The sequence below is a fragment of the Prosthecobacter sp. genome, from assembly GCF_034366625.1.
Taxonomy (GTDB): Bacteria; Verrucomicrobiota; Verrucomicrobiia; order Verrucomicrobiales; family Verrucomicrobiaceae; genus Prosthecobacter.
The window spans coordinates 52,099-67,515 of the sequence record NZ_JAXMIH010000011.1; the positions used below are offsets into that span (position 1 = coordinate 52,099).

Below are 15,417 nucleotides of genomic sequence, written 5' to 3' on the forward strand. Positions count from 1 at the left end.
GTCAACAACGGCAAGCCATCGTCATCAACCGTCAACCGCACAAGAACATGGGCATCTACAACAACATCGTCGAAACCGTCGGCAAAACACCGCTGGTCAAACTCAACAAAGTCACCGCCGGTCTCAACGCCACGATTGCTCTGAAGTGTGAGTTCTTCAATCCGCTCGGCAGCGTGAAGGATCGTATCGGCATGGCCATGATCGAGGACGCTGAGAAGCGTGGCATCTTGAAGGCTGACACCGTCATCATCGAACCCACCAGCGGCAACACCGGTATCGCCCTCGCGTTTGTCGCCGCCGCCAAGGGCTACAAGCTCATCCTGACGATGCCTGAAACAATGTCGATGGAGCGCCGCACGCTGCTCGCACTGCTCGGCGCTGAACTCGTTCTCACTCCTGGTGCGCAGGGCATGAAAGGTGCCATTGCGAAGGCCACCGAACTCGTCGCCAGCACGCCAAACGCCTGGATGCCGCAGCAGTTTGAAAATCCCGCGAATCCTGCCATTCACGCCAAGACCACCGCTGAAGAACTCTGGTCCGACACCGACGGCAAGATCGACATCCTTGTCGCCGCCGTCGGCACGGGAGGCACGATCACCGGCTGCGTCGAAGTCATCAAGCCGCGCAAACCGTCCTTCACTGCCATCGCCGTCGAGCCAGAAGCCTCCCCGGTCATCAATCAGACCCTCGCCGGCCAGCCCGTGCAGCCCGGTCCGCACAAAATCCAGGGCACTGGCGCTGGTTTCGTCCCCGCCAACCTGCATTTGAAGGATAACGCCGGACATCCGCAGATCACCGAGTGCATCAAGGTCAGCAATGACGATGCCTTCGCCATGGCACGTCGTCTTGCCAAGGAGGAGGGCATCCTCGTCGGCATCAGCACCGGCGCGAACGTCTGCGCCGCCATCGAGGTCGCCAAGCGTCCCGAAAACAAGGGCAAACTCATCGTCACCATCGCCTGTTCCACCGGCGAGCGTTACCTCTCCACCGCTCTGGCCGACGAAGCTCGCGCCAAAGTGGGCGCTTAAACTGTCCCGCACTCTTCTTCACGTTTCAAAGCTCCCCACCGCATGTCAGCACACGATTCGCTCTCGCAGGAAGTCCCGGCCACCGGCATGGAAAAGTTCTTGGAGGACAACTTCCGCAAGCTCGTCTGGCTCTTCATCATCGCGGTGGTCGCGATCATTGCCTACGGCCTCATCCACCATCAGAGCACCCTCAAGGCCGCTGAGGCCGCCGAGGCGTTCACCGGTGCCAAAACTGTGGAGGACTGCGACCTCGTCATCTCGCGTTATGCCAGCACGAACGCCGCCGCCAACGCGCTGCTGCTGAAGTCGGACTTGCTCTGGGAGCAGAACAAAAAAACCTCCGCCGTCGAGGTGTTGAAGGAATTCACCAGCAAGCACAGCTCGCATCCTTTGTTCGTTCACACGCTTCTCGGGCTCGGCACCAAGCTCGACTCCATGGGCGACCGCAAGGAGGCGCAGGCCATCTTTGAGCGCATCGTGAACGAATTCGCCTCCAGCGAGACCGCTCCGCTCGCCCAAGTCCGCCTTGGCGATCTCCTCTGGGCCGACGGCAAGGCTGACGAAGCCAAAAAGGCTTACGAAGACCTCGCCGTGAAGTTTCCGGACCTCCCTGAGTTCCAGACCATCAGCCAGAATCGTCTTGGCTGGATCGCCGCCTCACTACCGACCAAGGAAGTCGATCCGCCACCGGCTCCGAAAGTGGAGGTCAAGCCTGTCCCCCCTGTTGGTGCCGCCATTCCGAAGCTCAACCTGAATGCTGCTCCTGGCGGCCTTACTCCCACTATCACGCCTCCCGGCGCTCCTGCTGTCACAACACCTGCGGTACCTGTCGTTCCTGCGCCTCAGCCTGCAACACCGGCCCCGCGCGCTCCAACTGCGCCAGCGCCAAGCGCTCCTCCAGCCGCAGCGATTCCTGCAGCACCTGCGCCAGCGCCGGCTGCTCCTGCAGCTCCGTCGAAGCCGTGATAAGTACGACGGACACTCTTGTCCGTCGGTTTGGGAGCGGGCGAACGCCATACATCGACGGACAAGAGTGCCCGTCGCACTTTTAGGCCAGCCACTCCGCAATCGCCGCGATCACTTCCTGCCGCTGAGCTTCGTTCAGCTCACCATAAATCGGAATGCTCAGCACCTCGCCCGCAACACGGTGCGAGACCTCGCAGCCGCTGAGTGAGCTTGCGGGCAGGTTCGCAAAGCACTTCTGCTGATCGAGCGTGACAGGGTAGTAGATGTCACAGCCGATCTTCTTCGTCACGAGGTGATCACGCAGCGAGTCGCGTTTGCCGTCGAGCACGCGCAGCGTGAACTGGTTCCAGATGTGTGAATTGTGCGCGTAGGCGACGGGCAGCACGATCTTCGCGTTCTGCGCGGCCAGCCACGTTTCCTGGGTACTCACGCACTTGCAATGCGCCGGATCGGCCTGCACCACGCCGGGCAGTTTGGAAAGTTCGGTGATGTAGTGCGCTGCGTTGCGTTGCCGGTCGGCCGTGTATTGCGCGTAGCGCTTCACTTTCACGCTCAGCAGGGCGCATTGCAGCGTGTCCATGCGGAAATTCGCGCCGACGTAGTGATGGTAGTACTTCGGCTTGCCGCCATGCACGCGCAGCACGCGGGCGTACTCGGCCAGCGCGTCGTCATTCGTCACCAGCATGCCGCCGTCGCCGAATCCGCCGAGGTTCTTGCTCGGGAAGAAGCTGTAGGTGCCGAAGTCGCCCATGGTGCCGCTGTCACGGCCTTTGTACTTCGCGCCGATCGACTGCGCCGCGTCCTCGACCACCTTGAGGCCGTGTTCCTTCGCCAAGGCGAGGATCGGGTCCATGTCCGCGCACTGGCCGAACAGATGCACCGGGATGATCGCCTTCGTTTTGGCGGTGATCTTCTTCCGCGCGTCATTCACGTCCAGGTTGAAGCAGATCGGGCAGATGTCGGTGAAGACCGGCACAGCTCCCAGGCGCGAAACCGCGCCCGCCGTGGCGAAAAAGGTGAACGCGGGGCACAGCACCTCATCGCCCGGCTTGATGTCCAGCGCCATGAGCGCTAGCAGCAGCGCGTCCGTGCCGGAGGAAACCGACAGCGCATGCTTCACACCGACCATCGCCGCGATCTCCGCCTCAAACGTCTCCAGCTCCGGCCCCATGATGAACCGGCCATGCTTCAGCACCTGCGTGAAGGCGGCCTGGAGTTCGGATTCGAGCGGGTGGTTCTGGGCGTTGACGTCGAGGAGAGGGACCATGGGGAATGACGAATGAATGAATGACGAATGCCGAATGTGCCAGCGCAAGCTGTGGAAACTTCTCGCGTCAGGTGATGGTCAAGGCTGCGCCGTCAAGGAAGGTCAAGATCGTCAAGGCGTGCGCTCCTGGACCGCTTGACCATGCTTGAAGCCTTGACGGACTACATCCGCTCCGTCGTCTGGATGCCCAGCAAGCCGAGTCCTGTCTTCAACACGCGGCTGGTGGCTTCGCAGAGCGTGAGACGCGTGTTGCGCACGGCTCCTTCGGCACGCAGCACGTTGCAGGCCTCGTAGAAGCTGTGGTAGGTGTCCGCCAGCTCGTAAAGGTAGCTGGCAAGAAGGTTCGGGCGGAAGTCGAGCAGCACGTCGTGCGTGATTTCGGCGAGCTGGGCCAGTTTGAGGGCCAGGGCGCGCTCGGCAGGCTCCGTGATCGTTAATTCAGGCGTGAGGGCGATCTCACCATCCAGCTTGCGGAAGATGCTCTTGGTGCGGACGTAGGCGTTGATGAGATAGGGCGCGGTGTTGCCTTGCAGCGCGAGCATTTTGTCCCAACTGAATTTGTAGTCGGTCATGCGATGCTGGCTCAGCTCAGCGTATTTCACGGCTCCAGTGCCGATGACTTCGGCGATCTGGATTTTCTCCAAATCGGTAAGCCCCTCGCGTTCGGCGACAACGGCGGCGGCGCGTTCGATGGCCTCGTCGAGCACTTCGAGCAGGCCCACGCTTTCGCCTGACCGGGTTTTGAACATCTTGCCGTCCTGGCCGAGGATGCTGCCAAAGGCGACGTGCTGCATGCGCGTGGTCTGGCCACGTTTTTTGGCGACCTGGAAAAGCTGGCGGAAGTGCAACTCCTGCGGCGCACCGACGACATACCAGATTTCATCGGCCTTCCACTCGTCGATGCGGTGATCAATCGTCGCGAGGTCGGTGGTGGCATACAAGAAGCCGCCGTCGCTCTTGCGGATGAGGCAGGGCTTGTCGGCGAGTTCTGGTACGTCGCGGAAGAACACGCAGGTGGCACCATCGCTGATCTCGGCGATGCCGCTGGTGAGCAGATGCTCGACAAGCGGCGCGAGCTTGTCGTTGTAGGCGCTCTCACCGAGGTAGTGGTCGAAGTGAATGTCGAGCTTGCCGTAAATCTGGCGCAACTGCTCCAGCGACAGCGCCACGCAGCGCGTCCAGATCTCCATGTTGTCGGGATCGCCCTGCTGGAGTTTTACCAACTCGGTGCGGCAAGTGGTCAGCACGGCCTCGTCGGCTTTCGTCTGCGCATTCACGTTCTTATAAACCCGCACGAGTTCTTGGATCGGGTCTTTGTCGAGCGCCTCATGATTGAGGATGGTCTTCCAGCCATGCAGGATCATGCCAAACTGCGTGCCCCAGTCACCGATATGGTTGTCGGTGATAACGTGGTGGCCGATGAAGCGGGCAATGCGTGCCAGCGAGTCGCCGATGAAGGTGCTGCGAATGTGGCCGACATGCATCGGCTTGGCGATGTTCGGCGCGGAGAAGTCCACGACGATAGTCTTCGATTTTTCGACCTGCGGCACGCCGACATTGTCATCCTTGACGATCACGGCAAGCCGTTGCGCCAGCGCCGCTGCGCTGAGCGTGAAATTGAGGAAACCGGGGCCGTCCACGGTGATTTTCTCACACAGATCATCCACCTGAAGCGCCGCTTTGATCTGCTCGGCGAGAGCACGGGGATTGGTTTTGAGCTGCTTGGCCAGCGTCATCGCCGCATTGCTCTGGTAGTCGCCGTAGCGGGTATCAGAAGCAATAACGACAGAGACGGCAAAACCTTCCGGAAGCTGGATGCCAGCGGCGGTGAAGGCGGCTTGGAGACGGGACGTGAGCAGGGCGCGGAACATGGAGAAACGCGCCCATAGTATGAAGTGGTGATCAGTTCAATGACGAACACCACATCGTGCTGTCAGGCTCAGAAGCGCAATTCAGGCTCAGCCACAGGCTTGAGTTTCTTGTCGTAGCATTGTTCGGCTTTCAGGCCCTGAACCTGCTCCGGCATCTTTTCCAAGGTTGGCGAGGTGGACTTGGTATGGACGATCTGTCCATTGAGGTCGGTGATTTGAATCACCCAGCCATCATACTTGAAGCCGAATTTGGCTCCAGTTGTGTCGTATTGAGTGGTGACGCTTGGAGGTTTGTTTTCGATAAACTGACGGATGGGAATGGAGACTGGAAACTCCTCACGCTGCAGCACCTTCATGACTTTGATGTCAACCGCGCTTTCTCCGATCAGGAGAAAGGTGGCCTTGAAACCGTCATAAGACTGGGTGGTCGAAGTGTTGGTCAGTTTGATCTTCGGCTCCATCACCTGCATCTTGTCATCAAAATCGCCTCCTTTGATCTTGGAAGGGCGGCCAATCGCGACTTCGATTTTGACTCCGTTGGCGAAGGGAACTTTTGTCGCTGACGCGCTGACAGGCACTGTGGCAGCGGGTGGAAGTGCGAGAGGGGCAGTGGCGGGAGCTGTCGATGGAGTGGCCGACGCGAGGACTGGCGCTGCAGGTGGCGCTGAAGTGGCAGAGGAGACGAATGCGGATGCCACGATGGCATTGAATGGCTTGAGATCACCCAGGCTGGCGAGGAGTGCACCACAGCGTGCAGTTCCGAGACGATCATTGGCTTGTTGGCGTTTGGCGGCGAGTGTTTGGACACTGGCATCGATGCTCTGGCGAAGCGCGCTGGCAGACACTTGCCGACGCGTTTCGAGCTCGGCGAGTTGCTGGCGGTAGATGCCACGAAAGCGCTTGTGATCACCAGAGGTGGCGGCGTCTGTGGCGGGATCTGGCACAGGAGTGCCTTTGGCGATGGCATCAGCCTCGGCGTTCATGGAGATCTGATCTTTGGGAGAGGCGGTGACGGCGGAGCGCTTCAAGGCGGCTCCGTATTTGTTGGTGAGATCGCGGACTTGGGCACGAAGTTGGTCATCGTTGGTGACGGCGTCGGGCGGGGAAGCCTGGGAACGCAGAGCGGCGAGTTCAGGATCGAAACTTTCGAGCCTTGAAACCTGGCGTGTGGCGAGGGCGAGGAAACCATTGTCAGAGCCGAGCTTGTTCAGGTCTGGAAGACGGATGACGAGGGCGTCATAGTCTTCGGCTTTTGGTTTTTTGATGTCGATAGGGAAGCCGGAAACAAGCATCCAGCCTTCGTCTTGTGAGATGCTGACCGCGTTGGTGCGCAAGCCGATGTCGAGACTGGCGAGTTCCGCTCCTGTCTCAGCCTCGCGGATGAGGAGGCTGCCATTGGCGTAGCCGCAGACGATGAGCCGTCCCGAACCTGCCCAGGTGGTGCTCGAACAACTGACGTTTGACGGCGCATCCATGCTGAACCGTGTGGTGAGCGCGGGGACATCAAGAAGGTAAACGGTACCGAGGCCGCCGACGATCGTGCTGCCATCCGGCGAGAGGGAAAGACGATTGCGGATGTTGGTGTAATCCGGCAGATGGCGGATGAGGCGGTGGTCGGGCACGGAAAAAAGCGATGCCCAGGCTTTGTCGCTGATGAGGTTTTGTGTCGAGTCGGGGCCTTGATTGGGGTTTGGCTTCATGGTGGTGCCGATCACGAGCACCTGGGGTGTGTCCTCCGGCTTGGTTGCAGGCAGCGGGAAGATATGATAGGCCGCACGTGTCCAATCGGAGAACTGCTGGAGCACGGCACCCTTGGAAGGATCCCAGTAGTAAACTCCGCCATTGGCGTCATTGCAGAGCAGATAGACGCTTTTTTGGTCGGCGGCCCAGGCTGCGAGAGACAGCCGGTTTGTTGGGGCTTTGATGCTGGAGATCGTCCTGCCCTGCTCGATGTCGAAGATGGCGACTTGATCGCTGCGAAACGACCATAGCAGGATGCTTTTGCCATCAGAGGCGGCCTGTATGCCGTGAATGTCACCGACGGGAGAGGGGAAGCTCTTCAGCTCCGAACCCGTGGTGATGTCCCAGAGCTTGAGCGTGTCATCGTGGCCGCCGGAGACAGCACGGCGTTGGTCGGAGAGGATGGCGTTGGCGTAAACGAGTTCATTGTGGCCTTTGAGGCGCTTGAGGATGGCAAAATCACCAGGATCGGGTTTGAAGGGACCGGACGGAGCATTACTGATGACGGTGGCTGCTGGAACCGTGGCATTCGCCTTTTGAGGTGTGGCTTCTGTCCCGGCTTTTGAAGCAGTTGGAGATGCCTGATCGGTCGTGGCGGCAATTTTTTTCGCCTGGGCGTTTTGTTTGGATTGGGAGCCTGTGTCCGGATTGCGTTGATGTTGGATGAACCAGCCACTGATCATCAGCAAAAAGATGCACGCGGCGGCCCAGAGCCACTTGCCAGGTCCTTCAGACTCCTGCGGTCTGGCGATGATCTTCTGACCCTGGCGTACTTTGGCCTGCAAATGAGGAGGGGGCGGGCGGTGCGCGGGGGGGGCGGTGGCTGCGGCGCTCGGGATGGTTGCGGCGCTGAGGAAGCTTTTGATTTCACTGCATTTTTGGAAGCGGCGCGCAGGGTCCACCATCATGCAGCGGCTGACGATGCTGGCGAATTCAGCAGGCAAGTCCTTGCCCGCAGCGGCCCCGGCGGCTTGCGGCGTGAGCTTGGTGAACATCTCGTGGATGACGATGCCGAGGGAGTAGATGTCGGCCCGGTGATCCACTGGGGCGCCTGCCTGGAGACGTTCTGGTGCGACGTAGTCCGGCGTGCCGTACTCGGTTTCACCGGAGGAATCAGCGTTCTTGTCGCGGGCGAGGCCGAAATCGACGATCTTCGCCTGCCAATTCTCGGTGATGAGGATGTTGGCGGGCTTGATGTCGCGGTGAATGACGCCGTGATCGTGGGCGTATTGTAGCGCATCACAAAGCTGCAGGACGAGGCTGCGGATGTGGGCGTGCGTAAGTTCGCCGCGATGAATGAGGCGGTGCAGATCCAGACCGTTGACGTGCTCCATCACGAGATAAAGATGGCCCTGGCCAGTCTGGCCGAAGTCATGCACGGCGGCGATGTGAGCATGCGTGAGCCTGGCCATGGAGCGCGCCTCGGCGATGAAGCGGCTGGCGTCGTCCTCATTAAGAGAAGCGGACGCTGGCAGCAGCTTGATGGCCACCCAGCGGTCCAGCGCAGCCTGTCTGGCGAGGTACACCGCACCCATGCCACCGACACCCAGTATGTCGTGGAACTCGTACTGCGGCAGCAGTGCCGCCATCTCCTCCAAGGTGGGGAAGGTGGAGCCTTCCGTGGCTTCTTCCGTAGGATAGACCGGGGGTTCGAGTTCGTCGCTCATGGGGAAATGAGGTGATTTAGGGTTAAGCGAATCTTAAATCGGGCGGGTTGAAATACTCAAGCAAAGAGTTGAGGTGATGGGAATCCTTGACGGCTTAAAGCGCCTGTGGAGCAGGACATGCGGCCCGCAGTCACATAGAAGTGGGATTTGCTGGCTTGGAAAAGTGGGGTTTGAACCGCGTTTCGGATGGCAAGTCGCGCTTCAATCACGCTTTCACATCGCGAACCTCGTCGGCGCTGGTCAGGGCATGGGTGCTGCCATCGGCAAATTCAAGGATGAGGTGGCCTTCTTCATTCAAATCAAGTACGCGGCCAAAAACTTCTCCTTGGGGTGCTTGGGCACGGATTTGACGGCCGAGGAGCCAGCTTCGCATGCGCACTTCGGCGACGGCGCTGGAGAAATCGTTCTCGAGGCGCTGCAATTCTTCGTGAAGGGCGGCAAGCAGGCGCTGGGCGAGGGAATTGCGGTCGAGTTCGGGCAGGGCGGGGGAGTTCAGTTCTTTGAGCAGGGAGGTGGCGGCGAGGCCGGGCGCAAATTCACGAGTGTTGACGTTCAAACCGATGCCGAGGACGAGAAACAGGCCGCCGCGTGTCGAAACGGTCTCAGCGAGCAGGCCACTGACTTTGTGATCGTTCAAATACACATCATTGGGCCACTTGATGCGCGGCTGCAGCGGCAGTTCGGCCTCGATGGCCTTGCAGATGGCCAGGGCGGCCAGCGTGGTGATGCGGGGCCATTTTTCGAGTGTTGCGGCGGGTTGCAGCAGCAGCGAAAACATCAAATCCTTGCCACGCGGGGCGATCCAGCGGTTGTCGCGGCGTCCGCGGCCTGCGGTTTGCGATTCGGTGAAGACGACGGTGCCGACGGGCAGTTCGGCGGCGCGTTGTTTGAGCCAGTCACTGGTGGAAGCGACTTCCTCCAGCACCGTGACGTGCCACGGCAGCGTGGGATCGTTCAGGGCGGTGACGTCGAGTGGGATCATGTGGGCAAGATGAATGGAGGACAGAACAAAGCCACGCCGGTCAATTTTTTTCTGCCAGAAGGGAGCCTGAAACTCCTTGCCAAAGAACGGGTGAATCAGGTATTTAGCAAAAAAGCCCTCAGAGAAGATTAATTCGATGACGGTGCGCTGGCGGTTTCACCGGCCTGAATACAATTTCATCACCGCCAAAATCACTACCCTCACCACCCATCGCAAAGAAATCCAGCTCGCGACCGACCATGCCTGGGGCCTGGCGCAAAGACAACATCGAATCCATCCGCAAAGCCTTTCTGCTGCCCGTGGACCGGCCTTTGAGTGATTGATCCGCAGCGTAATCTGCCGTATCTGCCTGCATCATGTCGGAACCAGTTCCAGCACCTCCGTCAGCCCGCAGATTCAAGGTGGCGTTTGAAACCGTTACTTGGGGCCAGCGGATTGATGACCTGGACTACATGTGCCAAGTCCTCCAGGCCTGCGGCTACAAAGGCATCGAAATCGCGCAGAATCCGCAAAACATCTTTATCCGGGAAGATGGGAAATTAAAAGAAATAGGCCCTATCGATACCTTGGTGGAGAGGTGCGCGCGCTACGATATTGAGGTCATCGGGCTCGTCGGCGGCACCTTGGAAGAGCGCGTAGCGTATCTTGGCAAGCGGCGTGACATTTACCTTTACCTCGATTCATGGCCAGAGGATGCGTGGAAGTATCTTGTTCAGGAGAAACCCATCACGCTGGTGATTCACCCGCATTGGCTCATGCCCATCCGCAGGCGCAGCCAAGTGGAGGAACTCTTCGAGAAGGTGCATAAGGAAGTCTGTGAGCACTTCATGCGCATTTCGAAGAAGAAGCAATCTTCAGAGATGGAGGCTATTCAGGACGCTCTAGAGAAAACCACGGAGGCATGCGAAAATTTGCGTTTGATTGTGGACACGGCTCATGCCGTCATCGCGGAGGACAATCCGGTGGCGTTTGTTAAAGACTGCTTGTGTGATCAAGCAGAGGTGACCGGCATCAAAAGCCCGCTGTTTGGGAAATTACAAAACGTGCATCTGAAAGGGTGGATACCTGACTACGGACGCTGGTCACACCGTTACCCCAAAGGGTTTTGTGTGCCGAGTCATGGAATCGTGCCCGTTAAGGAGGTGATGCAGGCATTGGTGGAGAGTTCCTTTGCCGGATGGATTGTGCTTGAACAGGATCACTTTGAGAACTCCAGGGAGGAGACAGCTTTGACCTGCGTTGAATGGATCATGGAGAGTCGAGATGAGTGGTCCGTGGAGATCGAACTGAACAAAAGCGCCTGGAAATCATTAGCGGAAAATCACCCACCAAATCCATTCGGTGCGCAAGCCAGTACGGTGGGTCTTAAAGAGCTGGTGATAGCCTTTGACGCGAGGCCCGCCAACAGTCCGGAGGCATTTTATCGCAGTGCGGTGACGACGCTCAATCGGCTGTTGAAGCCAGAATATGTTAAACTATTCAGCTACAATCCCAGCACAGAAAAGTTCTACTTGCTTGATGCCATAGGCCGGGACGGTGGTCTCATAGACGGTGATAAAAGCATCAGTCAACACGGCACCTTGGCAGGCAGGGTCGCGGCAACTTCTAGAGTTCTGTTTCGCGATCTCACGGACGAAAAGGTGCGCGAAAAGTTTTTGAACAAGGGATTTCTATCCCATGTGATGTCGAGGTGGCTGGTCTGTGTGCCTATTTTCGACACGGCCAATGCGCATCATCTGCGCGGCATGTTTGCCATCTTTACAGATCAAGATTTACGCAAGGAAAAGCACATGCTTGAATGGCTGGCTCATCTGATCGCGATGTGGGCGGACTATGTTGGTGGTGAATCCTGTGCGGCAGCCGCAGGTGCGACCAATTATATCTGTGGAAATGCTAAATCCGGCGTGGTACCGTTTATCGATGATTTGCGCGATCATCTGCTTGAAGCGTTCCACTGTGAGGCAGTGTCCATTTTCTTGCGTGATGCTTCCCGTACGCGTTTGGAGCCTGTGGGGAAGTGCATCCAAAAGATTGAGTGGAATAAAGAACTGCCGCCTACAGAGCATCACTACAAGCTCGGGGAGGGGTTGACGGGACGCTGCTGGAAGGAGCGTGAGATGTTGTTTGCCGACCATGCGCCAAGGGCCCCTGGTCACAAGGGCAAGTCGAAAGACCTTCCGCTGACTGACAGGGAAGAGGTGCTATTTGCCCCCCTTGCCCGACTAGGTGGGGAAGTGTTAGGTGTCATCCGCCTACGCAATAAAGATTTCAAACCTGACTCGCCTGCCTCAACCATGTTCACGGATGAGGATGCGGGTAAGTTGGATGCCATCATTCAATCGGCACTGCCTTACCTTGAACTTCTCCTGACGCAAAAAGATCAGGCTCAGTCCCTGGTGCGCCTGAATCACGAGTTGCAAAACCCCCTGATGGGCATCACCGGAGCGGTGGAATTTCTCCAGGAGGCGCTCAAGAAAAGGGGCATCTCTGATCTGAAGCAGGAGTTTGGCGCGGATTTTCTGGATGATGTGCTGAGCTACAAAGATCTGATGAGTCGCCTGGCGCTCAATGCAAAGCTGTTCGGGGACTCGTTTGACAGCCTGAAACCTAATTTTGAGCATTGCGATCTTGCCACTACGGTCGTGGAGCCGGTGGCCCGCCAGCTCCGCCCTCTGCTGCGCCGCTACAAGCTCCCTGATGGCCGGATTAGCATCGAAAAATTTCAAGGAACCATCCCTTGGCTGTGGGTGGACAAGCTGATGATGCAGCAGGTGTTCTTCAATCTGCTGGTCAATGCCATTAAATACCGTGACAATGCCCAGAACTTTGAAATCAAGGTTCAAGTCCATTGCCACTCGATGAACGGACTGCCGGTGGAATACTGGATCGATGTGGTGGACTTTGGCGTGGGGTTGGATGATGACGCCGAGGCGGCGGAGCGCATGTTTTTGTCCGGCGTTCGGGGTGTGACCTCTTCCACCCACAAAGATGTCAGTGGGACCGGTATCGGGCTGTCGGTGGTCCGGGAGGTGATGCGGAAGCATGACGGGAGGGTGTTTTTCGTTCCAAATGAACCCCCAATTCGTGGGGGTTTTGGTGGCCCACCCAAGGATTTCAACCCATACCGCAAACCGACCCGTGTGCGGCTCTGCTTCCCTGCGAGCTTGCGCTTGGGCAAACCACGGACTAATTAGGCCGTCCCTACCTGCTATGGCGATCCCTGACGAATGCTATGATGTGATTCTGATCGATGACGATCACGGGCCCATGGACTTCTATGTCGCCGCCATGGAATTGAAGGGATTGAAGGTGCGCCACATCGACAATGTAGATGATGCATGGCTCTACTTTGAAGAAAAAAGCTCCCCAAACCCGCCCAGGTTGTTTGTCATCGACATGATGATGCCTCCGGGGCTTTATCTGACTATGGAGGAGACCAATGGAGGCATGGAAACTGGACTGCATGTGATTGCAAAGTGCCGGAAGAAGTTTCCCTCGGTTCCAGTTATCTGCCTTTCAAATGCCATGTGCAAAGAATCGGTGGCGCCTCTAAAGGGGGTTTTGCATGAAGCAAAGTACCATCGTACGCCGCTTAATTTTGCGAGCATTGTTCTCGATGAGCTATCCCAATCAGGCAAATTATGAGAGGTCATCCATTACATTATAGAACCAATGGTGAGCCTGTTTCTCAGCATGTGATCCAGAAGAGCAAAAATGCTTTGAAAGCATGCCGTGGCGATACCATGGACCAGCTTCCGGAGTTCAACCGTTATAAACAGGAGCATTCACTCGATAGAAGAATCCATGCGAATGCGAAGGATGACAGTTGGGAGCAGGCCCAGAGACGGGCGTTTGTTGGGAATTTAGTTCATCGTGTGATCGACCTCGGGGCGAGCGAGATACTGAGGTACAGAAAGCAACTCGAAGAGTCATTCCAAGATCAGGGAGGCCGCACGCCTGTGATGGATGGTAACCGGCTTGAAACAGCTTCATTCCCAGATGCAGTTCAGCCCCCCGACTTTCTGTCGGCAACATCAGCTCAAGAAGAACTCGAAGATGACACACAGGGGCCGAGCCAAGGTAGGGTGGAAATGTATTTCAGCAAGAGGCCCATCCCGCTGGGACAACAAGTTCTCTTGGAGGCGAAGGATTATGCTGATTATTATGAGATAAAGATCGAAATCGCATACAACCTGTGGGTGGACGCGGGAGAACCTGATGCCATTGAGGCTTGTGCGGCAGAGATCACTCACTTGATACGGAATCTCGCGGATCACCCGCATTTTAGCGAAAAACACAAGGTATCGCTGCTGGAGGCATGGGGGGCAAAGGATGAGCGGATCAAGGAGGCGGCAAAAAAGGCCTTGTTACACCTATACAAGCTTAAAGGCCGCGTGGTGACTCCCGCCACAGTCGAATGGACAGACGGTGATCAGGTGATTTGCCGCTTTGAGCATCCGCAGAGGGAGCGGTATGGCTGGGTGGAGCGGGAGTTTCGCCGAGATGAGCTGCCGGAGGGGAGTGAGGAGGGAGCGGGGTTTGATTTGGAGATCGATCTAGATGCGGACGGCAGGCCGGTGGAGTACCGCCCGCTGAAAAACGGCCCAAAGCGACCGGCTGAACCGGATGCTCTGGAGGCTGCGGCAGCGTCATTGCCGAGCAACCTGACGGACCAGCAGGGAGTAGCTGGATTTGAGCAGAAAGAATGGTCGCGCCTAGAGGAGCAAAAGCAGGCGGCGGAACCTTACCGGGCCGCCGCTCGTTAGAAAAAAACCAACCACTGGATGGGAGAATGTAACGATGGCGCTCGACCTTTGGATTTACGGCCCTGGCTTCGGTGAGACGAATGTGCTGGTCTGGGACAGCCCCTGTGATGCTGCGGATGCACCTGCGAAGAGAGCCGCCGTCGTGGACAATCATGGGGGCAAGACGGACGCACTGCAGCCTGCGCTGCAATGCCTGAAGGCGCAGGGCTGCCCGCCAGTCGAGCTGGTGGCGGCGACACATCCGCACCTGGATCACCTGAGAAATTTTGACCGACTGCTCAACCGCCCGGAACTCGAGCCGGAGACGGTGTTCTGGTGGGGCGGGCAGGATGACACGATGCACGAGAAGTGGTACCTGAAGCTGGCAGAGCACCCGGATATACGCGGCAGGGAACCTGGGAAGGCCGCGCTGATGAGCGGCAGGTTCATCCAGGTGGCCAGAAAACTGGCCGGACACGATGGTCTGGGCGGCAAAGCCCGCCTTTGTACGCCGATGGGAGGGGACGGGGCGGTGTTTGAACTCAAGGGCATGACCGTCTCTGCGATCAGCCCCTGGGAAAAACCGAAGCAGGATTTTTGCAACGACTTCAGGAACCAGTTTGAGGAGGTCAATGGTGAGACAGTTGCCAGGCCGGTGAAGGTGGCGAGCAACCGTGTCAGCCTGGGGCTGGTCTTTGAGCATCAGAGCAAGCAAGTCCTGCTGGGCGGGGATATGGAAGAGGCAAACTGGCTGGCCTGGCGGCGCTGGCAGAAAAAGCATGGGGTGGCTTTGCGTCCTGCGGTGATCAAAGTCAGCCATCATGGTTCAGAGACGGGAACACTGCCGGACATGTGGGAGAATGGTTTTTTTGAATCGCTGAAGGAGGCAGCAGAAGCTGGTGAGCCGCCGCTGTGTGTGATCACGCCATGGCGAGTGGGAGGCAGGCGTCTGCCGGTGGAGGAGGTGGTCACCAGCATCCGCAAAGCTGGGTGCCGGGTCATTTTGACCGGGACTCCAGAAGGGGCCAAAGGGCTGGAACTCAAAAACCGTTATCCTGAGTCCTTCGCGCATATTCGCATCGAAGATGATGGCACAACGCGATATTGCGAGGACAGCAAGCTCTGCACAGACCTGGAGCCTCTGATCTGAA

At 58.0% G+C, this 15,417-nt stretch carries 11 protein-coding genes; 6 read left to right on the forward strand and 5 right to left on the reverse strand.

Features of this window, described 5'->3' with window-relative positions; translation table 11 throughout:
- Positions 1–47: 47 nt before the first annotated feature.
- Together cysK and U1A53_RS13960 are read left to right on the forward strand one after the other, a co-directional pair.
- Positions 48–1,028, forward strand: a complete 981-nt coding sequence (cysK, locus tag U1A53_RS13955; RefSeq protein WP_322281822.1) for a cysteine synthase A — start codon at positions 48–50, stop codon at positions 1,026–1,028.
- Positions 1,029–1,070: 42 nt separating this feature from the next.
- The gene (locus U1A53_RS13960) at positions 1,071–1,994 is read left to right on the forward strand and encodes a tetratricopeptide repeat protein (protein ID WP_322281823.1); all 924 of its coding nucleotides are present in this window, start codon (positions 1,071–1,073) and stop codon (positions 1,992–1,994) included.
- Positions 1,995–2,076: 82 nt separating this feature from the next.
- Here U1A53_RS13960 and U1A53_RS13965 read toward each other — a convergent pair whose 3' ends face one another.
- The 5 genes from U1A53_RS13965 to U1A53_RS13985 form a co-directional block, all read right to left on the reverse strand.
- Positions 2,077–3,261: a DegT/DnrJ/EryC1/StrS family aminotransferase gene (locus U1A53_RS13965; protein WP_322281824.1), complete on the reverse strand. Its 1,185-nt coding sequence runs from the start codon at positions 3,259–3,261 to the stop codon at positions 2,077–2,079.
- A 161-nt stretch (positions 3,262–3,422) separates the two neighbouring features.
- Positions 3,423–5,132: an arginine--tRNA ligase gene (gene argS / locus U1A53_RS13970; RefSeq protein ID WP_322281826.1), complete on the reverse strand. Its 1,710-nt coding sequence runs from the start codon at positions 5,130–5,132 to the stop codon at positions 3,423–3,425.
- Between the two features lie 68 nt (positions 5,133–5,200).
- Positions 5,201–8,539: a protein kinase gene (locus tag U1A53_RS13975; protein ID WP_322281827.1), complete on the reverse strand. Its 3,339-nt coding sequence runs from the start codon at positions 8,537–8,539 to the stop codon at positions 5,201–5,203.
- 205 nt (positions 8,540–8,744) lie between these two features.
- The gene (locus U1A53_RS13980) at positions 8,745–9,521 is read right to left on the reverse strand and encodes a biotin--[acetyl-CoA-carboxylase] ligase (protein WP_322281830.1); all 777 of its coding nucleotides are present in this window, start codon (positions 9,519–9,521) and stop codon (positions 8,745–8,747) included.
- A 118-nt stretch (positions 9,522–9,639) separates the two neighbouring features.
- The gene (locus tag U1A53_RS13985) at positions 9,640–9,879 is read right to left on the reverse strand and encodes a hypothetical protein (RefSeq protein ID WP_322281832.1); all 240 of its coding nucleotides are present in this window, start codon (positions 9,877–9,879) and stop codon (positions 9,640–9,642) included.
- Here U1A53_RS13985 and U1A53_RS13990 point away from each other — a divergent pair.
- The 4 genes from U1A53_RS13990 to U1A53_RS14005 are packed head-to-tail and all read left to right on the forward strand — an operon-like array spanning position 9,878 to position 15,416.
- Positions 9,878–12,715, forward strand: a complete 2,838-nt coding sequence (locus tag U1A53_RS13990) for an ATP-binding protein (protein WP_322281834.1) — start codon at positions 9,878–9,880, stop codon at positions 12,713–12,715. The two genes, U1A53_RS13985 and U1A53_RS13990, sit on opposite strands and share 2 nt — an antisense overlap.
- Positions 12,716–12,731: 16 nt before the next feature.
- Positions 12,732–13,166: a hypothetical protein gene (locus U1A53_RS13995; protein ID WP_322281836.1), complete on the forward strand. Its 435-nt coding sequence runs from the start codon at positions 12,732–12,734 to the stop codon at positions 13,164–13,166.
- 50 nt (positions 13,167–13,216) lie between these two features.
- Positions 13,217–14,287, forward strand: coding sequence for a hypothetical protein (locus tag U1A53_RS14000; protein WP_322281838.1), 1,071 nt, complete (start codon positions 13,217–13,219; stop codon positions 14,285–14,287).
- A 34-nt stretch (positions 14,288–14,321) separates the two neighbouring features.
- The gene (locus tag U1A53_RS14005; protein WP_322281840.1) at positions 14,322–15,416 is read left to right on the forward strand and encodes a hypothetical protein; all 1,095 of its coding nucleotides are present in this window, start codon (positions 14,322–14,324) and stop codon (positions 15,414–15,416) included.
- The last annotated feature ends 1 nt before the right edge of the window (position 15,417 follow it).